18 protein-coding genes and 2 tRNA genes are annotated in these 15,640 nt (G+C 65.3%); 13 read left to right on the forward strand and 7 right to left on the reverse strand.

Going from position 1 to position 15,640, the window contains the following annotated elements:
- Window positions 1-38 precede the first annotated feature (38 nt).
- A tRNA-Val gene (locus LU671_RS21700) sits at window positions 39-115 on the reverse strand.
- Window positions 116-416: 301 nt separating this feature from the next.
- Window positions 417-493, reverse strand: a tRNA-Val gene (locus tag LU671_RS21705).
- Between the two features lie 202 nt (window positions 494-695).
- Here LU671_RS21705 and LU671_RS21710 point away from each other — a divergent pair.
- Window positions 696-1,979: an NAD(P)/FAD-dependent oxidoreductase gene (locus tag LU671_RS21710; RefSeq protein WP_203647257.1), complete on the forward strand. Its 1,284-nt coding sequence runs from the start codon at window positions 696-698 to the stop codon at window positions 1,977-1,979.
- 162 nt (window positions 1,980-2,141) lie between these two features.
- On the opposite strand, the gene LU671_RS21715 is transcribed toward LU671_RS21710, so the two are convergent.
- Window positions 2,142-2,885, reverse strand: coding sequence for a peptidase C39 family protein (locus LU671_RS21715; RefSeq protein ID WP_203647258.1), 744 nt, complete (start codon window positions 2,883-2,885; stop codon window positions 2,142-2,144).
- A gap of 154 nt (window positions 2,886-3,039) precedes the next feature.
- Here LU671_RS21715 and LU671_RS21720 point away from each other — a divergent pair, with 154 nt between their 5' ends.
- On the forward strand, window positions 3,040-3,216 hold the full coding sequence (locus LU671_RS21720; RefSeq protein WP_232856857.1) for a hypothetical protein: 177 nt from the start codon (window positions 3,040-3,042) through the stop codon (window positions 3,214-3,216).
- 136 nt (window positions 3,217-3,352) lie between these two features.
- Here LU671_RS21720 and LU671_RS21725 read toward each other — a convergent pair whose 3' ends face one another.
- Window positions 3,353-4,105, reverse strand: a complete 753-nt coding sequence (locus LU671_RS21725; RefSeq protein WP_232856858.1) for a TerC family protein — start codon at window positions 4,103-4,105, stop codon at window positions 3,353-3,355.
- 15 nt (window positions 4,106-4,120) lie between these two features.
- Window positions 4,121-4,360, reverse strand: a complete 240-nt coding sequence (locus tag LU671_RS21730; RefSeq protein WP_198745280.1) for a hypothetical protein — start codon at window positions 4,358-4,360, stop codon at window positions 4,121-4,123.
- Window positions 4,361-4,492: 132 nt separating this feature from the next.
- Here LU671_RS21730 and nhaR point away from each other — a divergent pair, with 132 nt between their 5' ends.
- The 3 genes from nhaR to LU671_RS21745 all read left to right on the forward strand — a co-directional run bounded on the left by nhaR (window position 4,493) and on the right by LU671_RS21745 (window position 7,526).
- Window positions 4,493-5,386: a transcriptional activator NhaR gene (nhaR, locus tag LU671_RS21735; protein WP_203647262.1), complete on the forward strand. Its 894-nt coding sequence runs from the start codon at window positions 4,493-4,495 to the stop codon at window positions 5,384-5,386.
- Window positions 5,387-5,541: 155 nt separating this feature from the next.
- Entirely contained in the window at window positions 5,542-6,753 is a 1,212-nt protein-coding gene (sstT, locus tag LU671_RS21740) for a serine/threonine transporter SstT (protein ID WP_232856859.1), read from the forward strand.
- 131 nt (window positions 6,754-6,884) lie between these two features.
- Window positions 6,885-7,526, forward strand: a complete 642-nt coding sequence (locus LU671_RS21745; protein WP_232856860.1) for a YceH family protein — start codon at window positions 6,885-6,887, stop codon at window positions 7,524-7,526.
- A gap of 1 nt (window position 7,527) precedes the next feature.
- Here the strand turns inward: LU671_RS21745 and LU671_RS21750 are convergent, their stop codons facing one another.
- Window positions 7,528-7,719, reverse strand: coding sequence for a hypothetical protein (locus LU671_RS21750; RefSeq protein ID WP_110738951.1), 192 nt, complete (start codon window positions 7,717-7,719; stop codon window positions 7,528-7,530).
- A 182-nt stretch (window positions 7,720-7,901) separates the two neighbouring features.
- Here LU671_RS21750 and LU671_RS21755 point away from each other — a divergent pair, with 182 nt between their 5' ends.
- The 3 genes from LU671_RS21755 to LU671_RS21765 all read left to right on the forward strand — a co-directional run bounded on the left by LU671_RS21755 (window position 7,902) and on the right by LU671_RS21765 (window position 9,597).
- A complete protein-coding gene (locus LU671_RS21755; RefSeq protein ID WP_203647265.1) occupies window positions 7,902-8,366 on the forward strand; it encodes a nuclear transport factor 2 family protein in 465 nt (154 codons plus the stop codon).
- 222 nt (window positions 8,367-8,588) lie between these two features.
- Window positions 8,589-8,867 (forward strand): hypothetical protein, encoded by a 279-nt coding sequence (locus LU671_RS21760; RefSeq protein ID WP_198745276.1) that lies wholly within the window; start codon window positions 8,589-8,591, stop codon window positions 8,865-8,867.
- Window positions 8,839-9,597 (forward strand): zeta toxin family protein, encoded by a 759-nt coding sequence (locus LU671_RS21765; protein ID WP_232856861.1) that lies wholly within the window; start codon window positions 8,839-8,841, stop codon window positions 9,595-9,597. Before LU671_RS21760 ends, LU671_RS21765 begins: the two co-directional genes overlap by 29 nt.
- 177 nt (window positions 9,598-9,774) lie before the next feature.
- On the opposite strand, the gene LU671_RS21770 is transcribed toward LU671_RS21765, so the two are convergent.
- Window positions 9,775-10,836, reverse strand: coding sequence for a sigma-54 interaction domain-containing protein (locus tag LU671_RS21770; RefSeq protein WP_198745274.1), 1,062 nt, complete (start codon window positions 10,834-10,836; stop codon window positions 9,775-9,777).
- A gap of 328 nt (window positions 10,837-11,164) precedes the next feature.
- Here LU671_RS21770 and LU671_RS21775 point away from each other — a divergent pair, with 328 nt between their 5' ends.
- The 5 genes from LU671_RS21775 (at window position 11,165) to LU671_RS21795 (ending at window position 15,612) form a co-directional block, all read left to right on the forward strand.
- Entirely contained in the window at window positions 11,165-12,232 is a 1,068-nt protein-coding gene (locus LU671_RS21775; RefSeq protein ID WP_203647268.1) for an ABC transporter substrate-binding protein, read from the forward strand.
- A 15-nt stretch (window positions 12,233-12,247) separates the two neighbouring features.
- On the forward strand, window positions 12,248-13,471 hold the full coding sequence (locus LU671_RS21780; protein ID WP_232856862.1) for a lipase family protein: 1,224 nt from the start codon (window positions 12,248-12,250) through the stop codon (window positions 13,469-13,471).
- A gap of 15 nt (window positions 13,472-13,486) precedes the next feature.
- Complete coding sequence (locus LU671_RS21785) at window positions 13,487-14,656, forward strand: LLM class flavin-dependent oxidoreductase (protein WP_232856863.1); 1,170 nt, start codon at window positions 13,487-13,489, stop codon at window positions 14,654-14,656.
- Window positions 14,657-14,977: 321 nt separating this feature from the next.
- Window positions 14,978-15,250 (forward strand): type II toxin-antitoxin system ParD family antitoxin, encoded by a 273-nt coding sequence (locus LU671_RS21790; protein ID WP_186713448.1) that lies wholly within the window; start codon window positions 14,978-14,980, stop codon window positions 15,248-15,250.
- Window positions 15,247-15,612 carry a type II toxin-antitoxin system RelE/ParE family toxin gene (locus tag LU671_RS21795; protein WP_232856865.1) on the forward strand — a complete coding sequence of 122 codons (366 nt, stop codon included), beginning with the start codon at window positions 15,247-15,249 and terminating at the stop codon, window positions 15,610-15,612. Before LU671_RS21790 ends, LU671_RS21795 begins: the two co-directional genes overlap by 4 nt.
- The last annotated feature ends 28 nt before the right edge of the window (window positions 15,613-15,640 follow it).

Here is a 15,640-nt window from a genome sequence, read left to right on the forward strand (position 1 = left end):
CAAAAAGGGCGATCCTTGCGGATCGCCCTCTTCTGATTTGGTAGGCACAATTGGACTCGAACCAACGACCCCCACCATGTCAAGGTGGTGCTCTAACCAACTGAGCTATGTGCCTGTCGTGTGGTGCGCATATTAGTGATCGAATGCGTACCTGTAAAGCGTTTTTTTCAAAAAAATCAAAAACTTTGCGAAACTGCTTAATGCCAGCCCTGCCAGGCGACGCAATCCCTGTAGGAGCGGCCTTGTGCCGCGAAAGGGCTGCGTAGCGGCCCCAGTATTTTTGCGTTAAAGCAGAAATTGCCGGGGCTGCTACGCAGCCCTTTCGCGGCACAAGGCCGCTCCTACAGGGGCCGTGCATGGCCGTAGAGCACCAGAATGCAAAAAGGGCGATCCTTGCGGATCGCCCTCTTCTGATTTGGTAGGCACAATTGGACTCGAACCAACGACCCCCACCATGTCAAGGTGGTGCTCTAACCAACTGAGCTATGTGCCTGTCGTGTGGGGCGCATTCTACCCGATCCAGATACCCTGTCAACACTTTTTTTCACGCTAAGCTACTGAATCTTAAACTATTTATAGGAAGGCCAGGTTTCAGGGGGGCGTAAAGGATTTTCACCGGACGACTAGCGGGTGTTTATTATTATTGATAGCATCGGTACATTCGTTAAAAATATAAAACACGAGGTTCCTCGAGCATGGCTAACACCCCCTACCCCCAGTCCTACTACGCCGCCTCGGCCAACCCGGTGCCGCCACGTCCGGCGCTGCAGGGTGAGGTGGAAACCGATGTGTGCATCATCGGCGCCGGCTACACCGGCCTGTCCAGCGCCCTGTTCCTGCTGGAGAACGGCTTCAAGGTGAGCATCGTCGAGGCCGCCAAGGTCGGTTTCGGCGCTTCGGGCCGCAACGGCGGCCAGATCGTCAACAGCTACAGCCGCGACATCGACGTCATCGAACGCACCGTCGGCCCCAAGCAGGCGCAACTGCTGGGCCAGATGGCCTTCGAAGGCGGGCGTATCATCCGTGAGCGCGTGGCCAAGTACGACATCCAGTGCGACCTGAAGGACGGCGGCGTGTTCGCCGCGCTGACCAGCAAGCAGATGGGCCACCTGGAATCGCAAAAACGCCTGTGGGAGCGCTTCGGCCACAACCAGCTGGAACTGATGGACCAGAAGCGCATCCGTGAAGTGGTGGCTTGCGACAGCTATATCGGCGGCATGCTCGACATGAGCGGCGGCCACATCCACCCGCTGAACCTGGCCCTGGGCGAAGCCGCCGCGGTCGAGTCGCTGGGCGGCATCATTTATGAGCAAACCCCCGCCGTGCGCATCGAGCGTGGCGCCAACCCTGTCGTGCATACCCCGCAGGGCAAGGTCCGCGCCAAGTTCATCATCGTCGCCGGCAACGCCTACCTGGGCAACCTGGTACCGGAACTGGCGGCCAAGTCGATGCCGTGCGGCACCCAGGTGATCACCACCGAGCCGCTGGGCGACGAGCTGGCGCGCACCCTGCTGCCGCAGGACTACTGTGTCGAGGATTGCAACTACCTGCTCGACTACTACCGCTTGACCAGCGACAAGCGCCTGATCTTCGGCGGTGGCGTGGTGTACGGCGCGCGCGACCCGGCGAACATCGAGGCGATCATCCGTCCGAAGATGCTCAAGGCCTTCCCACAGCTGAAGAACGTCAAGATCGACTACGCCTGGACCGGCAACTTCCTGCTGACCCTGTCGCGTCTGCCGCAGGTCGGTCGTATCGGCGACAACATCTATTACTCCCAGGGTTGCTCGGGTCACGGCGTGACCTACACCCACCTGGCGGGCAAGGTGCTGGCCGAGGCCCTGCGCGGCCAGGCCGAGCGCTTCGACGCGTTCGCCGGCCTGCCGCACTACCCGTTCCCGGGTGGCCAGATGCTGCGTGTGCCGTTCAGCGCCATTGGTGCCTGGTACTACAGCCTGCGCGATCGTCTGGGCTTCTAAGACAGTTCGGGGCCGCTTTGCGGCCCTTTCGCGGCACAAGGCCGCTCCTACAGGGGATCGCATTCTTCTGTAGGAGCGGCCTTGTGCCGCGAAAGGGCTGCAAAGCAGCCCCGGCAAGTCCAAGTCGGACGCCAATTATCAACATATTGAAAGGGCTGGGTCTCAATTCCCGAGACTGGTGACCGCCTGCTTCGCCGCGATCTCCTGCCCGGCACGGGCCAGCTCGTCCGCCGCCTGCAACCAACGCTGGCGATCCACCTGGGCCGGCAGTTGCCGTGGCGACTGCAGCAGCACCGCCCAATTGCCCTCCTTGGCCCACGCCGACTCGAAATCATCGAAGGCCATCAACTGGCGCCGATGCATCCCTGAGCGCAGCAGCACCCGCTGCTTGTAGCGGTCGTAGCCGATCAGCACCGCATAGCGCGGCTCGCTCCACCAGGCCGAACCTTCCTGATAACGCAGCAGCACCGGATAGCCGGCGGCCACTTGCGCAAGCAGCGCGTCCAGGTGCTTGTCCAGCGGGTAGACCACCCGACCGTACTCGCGGGCTACCCGGGGAATGCCGGTGTCCAGCGATTCGGCGGCCTTGGGCAGGCCCAGCGCCTTGTCGAGCAGGCCCGGGGTGATCGGCGCGCCCTGTTGCGACAGCACCGCAGCCAGGGCCATCGAGCCGCTGTGGTTGGCGTTGCCGCGATAGAACGGCACGCTGCTGATCTCGACCCGCTGTGGCAGGCCCTTGAGCGCAGCCGGCGGCGTGCCGGCGCAGCCAGACAGGGTCGCCGCCACCAGGCAGGCGACCAGCAGGCGACGTGGGCCCAGGGCCCGAAACTTGGAGAGCTTTTGCAACGTGGACACTCGCTTGTTCCGCGGCCAGGCAGGCGGCGCCCGACCAAGAACCCCGATCATAGGATGCCGGCGTCCGCGGGTATAGCCCGGCGCGGTCTTGGAACGAAACGGCCCAAGGACTAGACCTTCGGTCAATGGAACGTCACAGCCGACAGGCTAGACTGAAGCTGTGTCTGGATGGCGAGCACGGCTCGCCAGAGAGAAGGAGGCACACATGAGCCTGACAATGGCAATTCTCGTGTTGGTCGGCATGTGGCTCAGCGTCGCGGCGGCCATGCTCTGGGGGGTGTTGCGCATCGTGCGCCGACATTCCCATCCTCATCACTTGCCACCACAAGCCGTGGCCAAACAGCCCGTGCGTCGCGCACGACGCCATGCCGGGGCGCATTGACCTGAAACCTTCCTGAAAAGCATCGCGGGGCAAGCCCGCTCCCACGCCCTGCACCATTCCCCACCAAGAATGATTCCTGGCGTGGAATGGTGCAAAGCGTGGGAGCGGGCTTGCCCCGCGATGGCCTCAGTCGAGATCAGCCCTCGGCCGCCTCACGCTTCAAACGTGCCCGACGCGCCAGGATGTTGAGGATCTCGATCGCCGTCGAGAACGCCATGGCCGCATACACATACCCTTTCGGTACATGGGCGCCAAAGCCTTCGGCGATCAGGGTCATGCCGATCATGATCAGGAAGCCCAGGGCCAGCATCACCACGGTCGGGTTGTCGTTGATGAACTTGGCCAGCGGGTCGGCGGCCACCAGCATCACGATCACGGCGCTGATCACGGCGATGATCATGATCGGCAGGTGCTCGGTCATGCCCACGGCGGTGATGATGCTGTCGATCGAGAAGACGATGTCCAGCAGCAGGATCTGGAAGATCGCCGCGGTGAAGCCGATGGTCACGGCGTTGCCGGCCTTGGACTCTTCCTTGGCGCCATGGGGGTCGACGCTTTCGTGGATCTCCTTGGTCGCCTTCCACAGCAGGAACAGGCCACCGGCGATGAGGATCATGTCCTTCCACGAGAACGTGTGGCCGAACACCTCGATCACCGGCTCGGTCAGCTGGACGATCCAGGCCACGGTGCTGAGCAGCGCCAGGCGCATGATCAGGGCCATGCTGATACCAATGCGGCGTGCCTTGGAACGGTAGGCCTCAGGCAGCTTGTTGGTGAGGATCGAGATGAAGATCAGGTTGTCGATGCCGAGCACGACCTCCATGGCCACCAGGGTGGCGAGGGCAACCCAGGCGGTGGGGCTTGCGGCGAGTTCCAGCAAATATTCCATTGGTCAGTCCTGCTCTCAGATGTCCTGGGTGTCTTTCTTGTCGTCTTCGGCCTTGGCCTTCTCGGCATCGCTGCCGATGGCGTCGCTCAGGGCCTGCTGGGCGGCGTCGTTGGTCTTGTCGATGGCCTGCTTGGCGGTTTCGGCGGCCTGGTCGAGCATCTGCTGGGCGGATTTCTCGGCCTGGTCGCAGCCGGACATGGCGAACAGGGCCAATACCAGCACCAACGGTGTACCAATGGATTTGAGTTGTAGCATGAGGTCCTCGCTTGTCGAATTCCGGGCGGCGCGTCGTGCGCCTGATGGGGAGGCATTCTAAAGAGGCTGAAACATCCGGAAAATTCGTTTTTTCGGCGTGTATACTTCGGTTTTTCCGAACTGAGACAGGCCATGCTCAACTACCGTCAGCTCCATTATTTCTGGGCCGTGGCCAAGACCGGCAGCATCGCCCGCGCCAGCGAGCAGCTGAACCTCACCCCGCAGACCATCAGTGGGCAGATCAGCCTGTTCGAGCAGACCTGGAACCTGGAGCTGTTCCAGCGCGTCGGCCGCCAGCTGGAGCTGACCGAGACCGGGCGCCAGGCGCTGGTCTACGCCGAGCAGATGTTCCAGATCGGCGGCGAGCTGGAAGCCATGCTGCGGGCCGGGCCGCAGGAGCAGATCCTGTTTCGCGTGGGGGTGGCCGACGTGGTGCCCAAGTCCATCGTCTACCGCCTGCTGGCGCCGACCATGGAGCTGGACGAGGTTCTGCGCATCAGCTGTCGCGAGGACAAGCTCGAACGGCTATTGGCGGACCTGGCGATCCAGCGCCTGGACCTGGTGATCTCCGACAGCCCCATGCCCAGCCACCTGGACATCAAGGGCTACAGCCAAAAGCTCGGCGAGTGCGGCCTGAGCTTCTTCGCCACGCCCGCGCTGGCCGAACGCCTCGCCCGGCCCTTCCCCGCCTGCCTGGACGACGCGCCGTTGCTGATCCCCGGCCAGGAGACCGTGGTGCGCAGCCGGCTGTTGCGCTGGTTGGCCGAGCAGCAGGTGCAGCCGCGCATCGTCGGCGAATTCGACGACAGCGCGCTGATGCAGGCCTTCGGCCAGTCGGGCAGCGGCATCTTCGTCGCCCCCAGCGTGATCGCCGAGGAAGTCTGCCGCCAGTACGGGGTGCGCCTGATCGGCCAGACCGAGGCGGTGAACGAGTCGTTCTACGCCATTTCGGTGGAGCGCAAGGTCAAGCACCCAGGGATCCTGGCGATCACCGAGGGCGCGCGGCGGGAGCTGTTCCACTGGTAACCCGACGGGTACACAGGGTGCGTGGGAGCGGGCTTGACCCGCGATTCAGGCGAAACCGCTTCGGCCAGTGATCGCGGGGCAAGCCCGCTCCCACGCTATGCCCCGCAGGTCTGTGATAAAGTCGCGCGCTTTCACGTAATCGGATTGCGCTGCACATGACCCCCATCCTCCGCCTCATCAACCGCACCGGCCTGGTGACGCAGATCTGCATCGGCCTGGTGGCCGGCATTCTCCTCGCCCTGCTCGCCCCCGCCGTGGCCCGTGACCTGGCGTTCCTCGGCAAGGTCTTCGTCAGCGCCCTGAAGGCCGTGGCGCCGGTGCTGGTGTTCATCCTGGTGATGGCCTCGATCGCCAACCACCGCCATGGCCAGGAAACCCACATCCGCCCGATCCTCTGGCTGTACCTGCTGGGCACCTTCGCTGCGGCGGTGGTGGCCGTGGCGGCGAGCATGCTGTTCCCGTCCAACCTGGCGCTGACCACCAGCGATGCCGCGCTGAGCGCCCCCGGCGGGATCGGCGAGGTGCTGCAGAACCTGCTGCTCAGCGCCGTGGACAACCCGGTCAACGCACTGCTCAACGCCAACTTCATCGGCGTGCTGACCTGGGCCATCGGCCTGGGCGTGGCCCTGCGTCATGCCAACGACACCACCCGCACCGTGGTCGAGGACCTGTCCAACGGCGTCACCCTGATCGTGCGCGTGGTGATCCGCTTCGCCCCGCTGGGCATCTTCGGCCTGGTCAGCGCCACCCTGGCGCAATCGGGCCTGGACGCGCTGCTCGGCTACCTGCACCTGCTCGGTGTGCTGATCGGCTGCATGCTGTTCGTGGCGCTGGTGATGAACCCGCTGATCGTGTTCTGGAAGATTCGCCGCAACCCCTACCCGCTGACCCTGCTGTGCCTGCGCGAGAGCGGCATTACTGCCTTCTTCACCCGCAGCTCGGCGGCCAACATCCCGGTCAACCTGGCGCTGTCGGAAAAGCTCGGCCTGCATGAGGACACCTATTCGGTGTCTATCCCGCTGGGCGCGACCATCAACATGGCCGGCGCGGCGATCACCATCACCGTGCTGACCCTGGCCGCCGTACACACCCTGGGCATCCCGGTGGACCTGCCGACCGCGGTGCTGCTCAGCGTGGTGGCGGCGGTCTGCGCCTGTGGCGCCTCGGGCGTGGCCGGTGGCTCGCTGCTGCTGATCCCGCTGGCCTGCAGCCTGTTCGGCATCCCCAGCGAGATTGCCATGCAGGTGGTGGCGGTCGGCTTCATCATCGGCGTGCTGCAGGATTCGGCGGAAACCGCGCTGAACTCCTCCACTGACGTGCTGTTCACTGCGGCGGCGTGCCAGGCCATGGAGCAGCGCAGCGCCTGAGGCCGCTGTCGCGGGTCAAGCCCGCTCCCACGCCCTGTGGGAGCGGGCTTGACCCGCGATGCCCCCGGTGATTGCTTAAGCTCGGCGCTTTACCTAGGCTAGTGGCCTTTTCCTCGCAATGAGACAGGGCCATGTCAGAACACGAATCCACCGGCGAAGGCCGTTTCAGCAGCATCGAGATCCGCGTGCTCGGCTCGCTGATCGAGAAGCAGGCCACCAGCCCGGAAACCTACCCCCTGACCCTCAATGCCTTGGTCCTGGCCTGCAACCAGAAGACCAGCCGCGAACCCGTCATGAACCTCTCCCCCGGCCAGGTCGGCCAGGCCCTGCGCGCCCTGGAGAACCAGGAAATGGCACGCCTGCAGATGGGCAGCCGCGCCGACCGCTGGGAGCAGCGGGTCGACAAGGCCCTGGAGCTGGTACCGGCGCAGCTGGTGCTGATGGGGCTGATGTTCCTGCGCGGCCCGCAGACCCTCAGTGAGCTGCTGACCCGCAGCAACCGCCTGCACGAGTTCGATGACACCGAACAGATCCAGCACCAGCTGGAGCGCCTGATTTCACGCGGTCTGGCCCTGCACCTGCCACGCCAGGCCGGCCAGCGCGAAGACCGTTACACCCACGCCCTGGGCGACCCGGCCGAGATCGAGGCGATTCTCGCCGCCCGCCAGCAAGACGGCGGCACCCGCTCCGCCAGCGCGGCGGACGAGCGCATCGAAGCGCTGGAAGCCCGAGTGGCGGCGCTGGAGGCGCGCCTGGCCCAGCTCGAAGGTTGATTCAGGGCTTTTCGGCGTCGGGGAAATTGCGGCAGCTCTTGCGTTCGGCCAGCTCCCGCTCACTGGGGCGCTGGTCGACGAACACGGTGCGGCCGTCGGCGTAGATTTCCAGGTAGCCCCAGTGCAGGTCCTGCTCGGTCTGCCCGGGCTTGGGCGGGACGAGCCACCAGGGTTCGCGGCTGATCAGGTTCATGAGTGGGCTCCAGTGGGGCTGGCGGTAACTTGTGCGGTAACTATAGACAGCCAGGCCTGGCACTCCCGCGCGGATTGTTCCTCCGAGGACAATTATGAAGTGCCCGGCGCACCGATTCTCCCTGCCCGGCGACGGGTCTAATCTCGGTCCTGCAAACCCACTTCCCGCAAGGATCGACCACGATGTCCCGCCCACCACTGCCCCCCTTTACCCGTGAAACCGCCATCGAGAAGGTGCGCCTGGCCGAAGACGGCTGGAACAGCCGCGACGCCGCCAAGGTGGCCCTGGCCTATACCCTCGACACCCACTGGCGCAACCGCGCCGAGTTCTGCAGCAGCCGCGAAGAGGCCCAGGCCTTCCTCACCCGCAAGTGGAACCGCGAACTGGAGTACCGCCTGATCAAGGAGCTCTGGGCCTTCACCGACAACCGCATCGCCGTGCGCTACGCCTATGAGTACCGCGACGACAGCGGCCAGTGGTACCGCGCCTACGGCAACGAGAACTGGGAGTTCGCCGAGGACGGCCTGATGCGCAACCGCCACGCCAGCATCAACGAGCAGCCCATCAGCGAGGCCGAGCGCAAGTTCCACTGGCCGCTGGGACGCCGCCCGGACGATCATCCTGGGCTGAGCGACTTCGGTTTCTGAGGAGCGACGCCGGATCTGCGGGGCCGCTCGACGGCCCCGTTTCAGCTTTAGGAAACGGACTACGTGAGCCTGGGAAACCGTGAGCGCAGCGTTGTGCCAGACTGCAGGGCAACTCCACTCCAGGACAGCCCGATGACCCTCCTTGATGCCTTTTTACAGTGTCGGCGCTATGATGCTTCCCATGTGCGCAAGCGGTTTCGCGTTGCGCGGAGGTGTCCAGCGATGGCAGCAAAAGCGAAGAAAGTCTCCGAACGAGACCTCGATGCCCTTGAGCAACAAATCCCCCTGCACGCCAGCGAGGCCACGCATTCGGCCTACCTGCGTGCCCTGCAGGCCAGCCAGCGCGGCGTCCTGTGTGTCGATGAGGGCGAACTGGTGCGCGTCGAGGCCGATGGCGCCCGAACCGTGCTGGGCAAGGCCAGCCCCCGGCGCAAGGTGCGGGTCGGCGAGGTGATCAGCGTGCGCAGGGTCGATGACGAGACGGCCGGCGGGCGTGCCTAGACTGCGAGTTTTCGCGGGGCCCAACGGCTCGGGCAAGAGCACCATCAAGGCCAGCCTGCCTGCGGCGCTGACACGCCTTTTCGTCAATGCCGACGAACTCGAGCACGAAGCGAAAGACACCGGCTTCATCGACCTCGCCCCGTTCGGCATTCAGGCCACCCAGGCCGAATTACACGCCTTCCATCTCAAGCATCATCTGATCGCATCCCGGCAGCTGGCTGCGCAGGCGCGGCTGCTGCAACTGCTCGATAACCGGATCGACTACCGCGCGGTGCCGGTGGACTCGTACTTCGCCTCGGTGATCGCGGATTTCATTCGCCAGCGCCTGCTGGAGGCAAAGCAGAGCTTCACCTTCGAAAGCGTCATGTCGCACCCGAGCAAGATCGAATTCATGCGCCTGGCCCAGGCCCAGGGCTATCGCACCTACCTCTACTTCGTCTCGACCGAGAACCCGCGGATCAATATCGAGCGGGTCGCCATTCGCGTGCGCGCCGGCGGGCATCCGGTCAGGGACGACCTGGTACGCAGCCGCTACGAACGTTCCCTCGACCTGCTGCCCGAGGCCATCGCCGCCAGCCATCGCGCCTACGTGTTCGACAACTCCGGCCAGAGCGCGGTTTGGCTGGCAGAAATCACCGATGGCGTGCAGCTGGAATACCGTAACGAAGAAATTCCCGACTGGTTCTTCGAATCCTATGTGGATGAAGTCGAGCGGCCGGCAGAGGTGTAACGATATCCCAAGCCATCCACGACTCCTGTAGGAGCGGCCTTGTGCCGCGAAAGGGGTGCGAAGCGCCCCCAGAACTTGTGCCTCAAGCTGATATCGCCGGGGCCGCTACGCGCCCCTTTCGCGGCACAAGGCCGCTCCTACAGGGAAACGCGCATGGGCTGTCATTCGCCACCACACTCAGCGCCCTCCGAGTTCCCCGATCTTCTCCAACCGTGCCCGCACGATATTGCGGCTGATGTTCAGCAACCGCCCGGTCTGCAACTGGTTGCCATGGCAATAACGGTACGCCGCGCGGAACACGGTCTCCTCGATGTGTTCGTACAGGTCCGGAATATTCTGCTCGAACAATGCAAGCAAGGCGCTTTCCAGGCTCACCGGCGCCACCGCGCCCGGCGCTGGCAACCCGGTCACCTCCGGCTGCCCCAGCGCCTGTGGGCGCATGTCCACCAGGTGCAGGTCCCCCGGCGCCACCTGCTGCTGGCGGCACACCAGCAGCGCATGGTGAATGGCGTTCTCCAGTTCGCGGATGTTGCCCGGCCAGCTATGCGCCAGCAGCTTGCGCTCGGCCTCGATGCTCAGGCTGGCGCGCTCGTAACCCAGGCGCCGGCAATGCTCCTCGATGAAGAACTCGGCCAGCGGCAGGATATCCCCGGGCCGTTCGCGTAGCGGCGGTAGACGGATGGTCGCCACGTGCAGGCGGTAGAACAGGTCTTCACGAAAGTGCCCGGCCACCACGGCGTCGGCCAGGTTGACGTTGGTCGCCGCCACCAGGCGCACGTTGATCGGCACCGGGGTGCGCGAGCCGAGGCGCACCACTTCACGCTCCTGCAGTACCCGCAGCAGCTTCACCTGCATGTTCAGCGGCAGGTCGCCGATCTCGTCGAGAAACAGCGTCCCGCCGTTGGCGGCCTCGAACCAGCCGGCCTTGTTCGAGGTGGCGCCGGTGAAGGCGCCCTTCTCGTGGCCGAACAGCTCGCTCTCCACCAGGGTCTCGGCGAAGGCGCCGCAGTTCACCGCGACGAAAGGCTCACCATGACGGCGACTGAGCTTGTGGATATGGCGGGCCACCAGCTCCTTGCCGGTGCCGGTCTCACCAATGATCAGGGTGTTGGCTTCGCTGGGGGCCAGGCGCTCGATGCGGCTGAGCAGCTCCTGGGAGCGCGGGTCCTTGAACACGAGCACGGTGGCGCGCACGGATTTGGTCAGCTCGCGGGCATTGGGATGGGTAATCAGCGACATGGGGGCATTCCTGGCAGTGTGTGCGCGCCCTCATAGTGCATGAAACAAGTTAGACCGAAAAATTATTAATAAATATTTATATATTCGATTAGTGAATATATAGAAAACCAATCGTTGCAGTGCTGCTGGAGCAGCAACCGGTCAGCAACGGCCTGCCTGCCGATCAGCACCCCGGACCGCGCGCCAATGCCTTCGCTGTAGCGCGTAGCCCTTGTCGCACAAGGGCTGCAGCCCTGCCCGCAGCGCCCTGGCATGCATTTCGCTCCTGCCTGACAAACGCCTGGGCCGCCCAAACACGCGGCCCGCACACTGTCGGGAGCGCAACATCATGAAAATCCTCTGGCGCCATGGCCTCGCCCTGCTCGGCCTGCTGTTGAGCCTCACCACCTGGGCCGGCGAGGCGCCCAAATCCGTGCGTATCGCCATCGTTGCCTTCACCCAGGGAGGCGTGCCGGTGTTCGGCGGCATCCCCGGGCGGGTGATCGAGGATGGCTGGCTCGCCCAGCAACTCGCCCAGCGCGGCATCAGCCTGGACTGGGTCGCCCTGCCCCACGCCGGCGCCGGTCCGCAGATCAACGAAGGCTTCAGCAACGACAGCCTGGACTTCGCCGTGCGCGGCGACCTGCCGTCGGTGATCGCCGGCGCCGGCAACGTGCCGGGCAAGCTGGTGGTGCCCGGTGGCAGCGGCAACAACGTGTACCTGGTGGTGCCGGCCAACTCCAGCGCCCGCAGCATCCAGGACCTCAAGGGCAAGCGCCTGGCCCTGCACCGTGGCCGGCCATGGGAGTTCGCCTTCAGCAACTTCCTCGTAAGCCAGGGGCTGCAACTGAACGACTTCAAGATCGCCAACCTCAACCCGCAGGTTGGCGCGGCGGCGGTGTCGGCGGGCAAGGTGGATGCGGCGGTGCTGCTCAACGAAGCCTATGCCCTGGAAGACAAGGGCGTGGCGCGCATCCTCTGGTCGACCAAGCAAGGTGCCGACGACTGGCGGCTGGTCTCGGACCTGTGGGCCACCGACCGCTTCGTCGAGCAGCACGCCGACCTCACCCAGCTGGTGGCCACCGCCTGGGTCAAGGCCGCCTGGTGGATCTCCCAGGAGCAGAACCGCGACGCCTACTACAAGTTGTCGTCCCGCGCCGGCGTGGCCGAGAGCGTGCTGCGCCGCGACGACCAGGACGACCCGGTGGCCTGGCAGGCGCGCTGGGCGCCGAAGAGCGATGCCCAGCTCAAGGCCCACTACCAGGCGCTGGCCCGCTATGCCCTGGACAACCGCCTGATCCGCACGCCCTACGACATCGGCCCGGACCTGGCCACCGGTTTCACCCGCCAGGCCCTGAGCGACCTGCAGCTCACCCATTACTGGCCGTCCCTCGACGCCCAGCTCAGCCAACACTGATCAAGAGATCCGCCCATGAAACTGCCCGTTACATTCGCCCTGGGGTTGTCAGCCCTGGCCTTGTCCATCGCCGCCGTGGCCGCCGACACCTTCGCTCCCAAGCCCGACCCGCAGCAGGGCGACGGCCGGGTCTCGGCCTTCTACACCTGGAGCAAGGCCATCCCGGCCACCCCCGGCAAGCTGCTGCGCAGCGAGCCGCTGGACAGCGCCCTGAGCCTGCCCAACGCCGCCAGCGCGCAACGCATCCTCTACACCTCGCTGGACGGCATCGACGGCAAGACGCCGATCGTGGTCTCCGGCGCGCTGTTCATCCCCAAGGGCAAGGCGCCCGCCGGCGGCTGGCCGGTGGCCAGCTGGGGCCATGGCACCGTAGGCGTCGCCGATATCTGCGCGCCGTCCTGGGCCGGCCGTTCGTACCGTGATGTGCAGTACCTCAACCGCTGGCTCGACAAGGGTTATGCCATCGTCGCCACCGATTACCAGGGCCTGGGCGTGCCCGGCGGCCACCCGCTGCTGAACAACCGCATGGCCGCCTACGGCATCCTCGACGCGGCCAGGGCCGTGGTCGCCGGCGTGCCGGGCCTGGCCAACAAGGTGCTGATCGTCGGCCAGTCGCAAGGCGGCGCCGGGGCCTTCGCTGCCGGTGCCTATGCGGCCACCTATGCGCCGGACCTGGGGGTGAAGGGCAGCATCGGCACCGGGGTGATCTACACCATCGGCGCGAAGAACGTTGGCGAGCAGGATGTGAACAAGGTCGACCCGGCGCTGGCCTACGGTTTCTACACCCTGCTGGCGGCGCAGCAGTACGACCCGAGCATCGACCCGCGCGACTTCTACACCGACAAGGCCCTGCCGCTGTTCGAGCAGGCGCGCAGCAGTTGCCTGTCCGCCCTGGTCAGCGATGTGGTCGGCAGCGGGCTGACCCCGGCCAATGCCAAGAAGGACTACCAGGGCGACCAGCTCAAGGCCTGGCTGGCCCAGGTGTCGTACCCCACCCTCAAGCTGGCGCAACCGATCTTCATCGGCACCGGCGCCGAGGACAAGACCCCCGCCGCCAGCACCCAGGTGGCGCTGATGCAGGACGCCTGCAAGGCCGGCTCCGTGGTCCAGGGCCACCTGTACAAGGGCCTGGGCCACAGCGAGACGGTCAACGCCTCGCTCAGGGACTCGATCCCGTTCGCCCGCCAGGTCATCAGCGGCCAGCCTGTCACCCCGATCTGCAACCCCAGTGTCCAGTAAGCCAGGAGCGCGACTATGAGCCTTGAATTCTTCACCCGCCTGCCGCTGCACGGCGAGACCCAGTTCCTCCCGGGCGACCCGCGCAACCGCGGCGACTGGCATGCCGGCGGCCCCAGCACCGGGGCCGTCTCGGGCTTCGCCGTGGGCGATCACTTCAGCTACATCGACTACCTCGGCCAGGTGGCCCGCGCCGCCGAGATCAACGGCTTCGGCGGCGCGCTGATGGTCAACGCGCCGACCGGCGAGGAGCCGTGGACGGTGTGCTCGCTGCTGGCCCGCGAAACCCGCACGCTGAAGTTCGTCACCGCCTTCCAACCCTACCACTACACGCCTTGGGTGGCGGTGCAGCAGGCCGCCACCTACCAGCGCGCCACCGGCAACCGGCTGGTGTGGAACATCATCAACGGCGGCTCGGACGCGATCCAGCGCCAGGTCGGCGACTTCGAAGGGCACGATGAGCGCTACGCCCGCGCCACCGAGTTCATGGACGTGGTGCGCGGTTACTGGCACAACCCCGACTTCCACTACCAGGGCCGCTACTACAGCGCCGAAGGCGGTGGCCTGCGCGGGCCGTTGAAGAAGGCCGAGCTGCCGCTGATCTGCACCGCGGGCTCGTCCGAGGCGGCCCGGGAGTTCGCCGCCCGGCACGCCGACTTCTACCTGATGCGCGCCGAGCACCCCGACGAAATCGCCGCGCTGATCGCCGACATCCGCGCACGCGCCTTGAAGCACGGGCGCCGCGATATCCGTTTCGGCCTGTCGATCGATGTCATCACCCGCGACACCGAGCACGCCGCGCTGGCCGAGGCCAAGCGCTTCCTCGACGAGGGCGTGGCCAAGGGCACGGTCAAGGCCCGCGCCGCCCATGCCGGGCTGCGCACCGCGCGCAAGCTGAGCTACGAGCACGAATACGCCGAGCAGGACGAAGCGCGGGCCTTCGACGACTTCTTCATCCATCCCAACGTGTGGACCGGTTTCGGCTACATCGGCATCCCGCCGGGCTGCGCCCTGGTCGGCAGCCACGCCAACGTGGTGGCGCGGATCCGCGAATACCATGCCATCGGCATCGACCTGTTCTTCCTCGCCGGCTACCCACACCTGGAGGAGGCCTACCGCCTCGGCGAACACATCCTGCCGCATTTCCGTGAGCAACGCGCCCCGCTCACCCGTCCGAGCCAGGCCTGACCTCGGCGCAGCCAGAGCGCTCGCTGTTCAGTGCCTGGCGCTTCGGGAATATCTGGCTAAAAGGCTGGGCACTGCCCCCTGTAGGAGCGGCCTTGTGCCGCGAAAAGGACGCGCAGCGGTCCCGGGAGCTGCGCACTGGCCTAGATTGTCGGGGCTGCTCTGCAGCCCTTTCGCGGCACAAGGCCGCTCCTACAGTGCGCCCAACCGCAGGCGCAGGTGGCCTGCAGGATGCCATAGATCGGTTGTTCTGCCGTCACCTTTGGCGTTTGAGGCAGGGATATGGCATAAATCGCCATATCCCTTCATTACCTGGAGCACAGCATGGCCACTCACAATGTGATTGTCCCAGGCCCCATGGAGCAGACCATCGAAGAACTTGTGCAAACGGGTCGCTACCAGAACTTCAGCGAAGTGGTGCGTGCGGGCCTGCGCATGCTCATCGATCACGAAGCTCAGGAGCAGGCGCGCCTCGAGGCCCTGCGTACCGCTGCCAGCATCGGCATCATGCAACTGAACGCCGGTCAGTTCGATGAGGTCGACCTGGACAATCTGGATGAGTACCTGGGGAGCCTGGGGCAGGCTGACAAAGAATGACCACAGCAACGATCCGCCTGTCTCACGCGGCTCGTAATGACATCAGCGAAATTCTTCGTTTCACCCAGGTGCAGTTCGGTGACGCTGCACGGCGACGCTACCAAGGGCTGCTCCAGGCGGCATTGCGTTCGATCAGTGAAGCACCGGAGCAAGCGGGCAGTTGCAAACGTGCGGAGGTCGCGGCTGGCCTGCGCAGCCTTCACCTGATGCATTGCCGCAGCGTGTCCAAGGCAGGACGAGTCGCACGCCCCAGGCACCTGATCCTCTATCGACAACAGATGGATCAGGTCGTCGAAGTCGTACGTGTCCTTCACGACGCGATGGAGCTGTCGAAGCACCTCCCGCAAGATATCCCCCGCTGAACGGACGACGCTCACGGGCGAGCGGAAC

The sequence above is a fragment of the Pseudomonas sp. NMI760_13 genome (assembly GCF_021283245.1).
GTDB lineage: Bacteria > Pseudomonadota > Gammaproteobacteria > Pseudomonadales > Pseudomonadaceae > Aquipseudomonas > Aquipseudomonas peradeniyensis.